1 protein-coding gene and 1 pseudogene are annotated in these 410 nt (G+C 34.6%); both read right to left on the bottom strand.

Going from position 1 to position 410, the window contains the following annotated elements; genetic code table 11:
- Positions 1–53 precede the first annotated feature (53 nt).
- Positions 54–188 (bottom strand): type II toxin-antitoxin system PemK/MazF family toxin, encoded by a 135-nt coding sequence (locus Megvenef_RS09785; protein WP_322777718.1) that lies wholly within the window; start codon positions 186–188, stop codon positions 54–56.
- Positions 176–410 (bottom strand): annotated as a pseudogene (locus tag Megvenef_RS09780) (hypothetical protein); the annotation flags it as partial. The gene Megvenef_RS09785 and the pseudogene Megvenef_RS09780, both read right to left, overlap by 13 nt.

The following is a 410-nucleotide window of genomic DNA, read 5'->3' as shown; positions in this document are numbered from 1 at the left end:
GGCTCATTTTATGATCAAATTCGAAGGGAGAATTTAAGTGCCTATAATCGAATTTACACAAATAGATGGAAAGTCTCGTGTGTGGGGTTAAATAAGTCTGATTGAATAACAACAGCTGGTCTTGGTTTACCATAATCACCACTTAAAGCACATATTACTATATCTCCTCTTTCTATTAATAAATCCATCCTTCACTATCACTATTAGTTTCCCATATATCATAATCCATGTTTTTTTGTTTACTAACTAATAAAGACTGCTTCCTAGCTTCCTGAACTAATGTGGTATTTTCTAATTGTTCAAGGTATCTACGAACTGCTTCACTAATTAGCCAATTTGCTTTGACCTTTTTGTAACCACTTCGCTTCATTACCATTCCAGCGACTTCAACACTACTACGAATTACTCCC

The sequence above is a fragment of the Candidatus Megaera venefica genome, assembly GCF_034554655.1.
Taxonomy (GTDB): Bacteria; Pseudomonadota; Alphaproteobacteria; order Rickettsiales; family Rickettsiaceae; genus Megaera_A; species Megaera_A venefica.
Note: the sequence above shows the minus strand (reverse complement) of the source record. Positions and strands in the feature narration are given on the sequence as shown.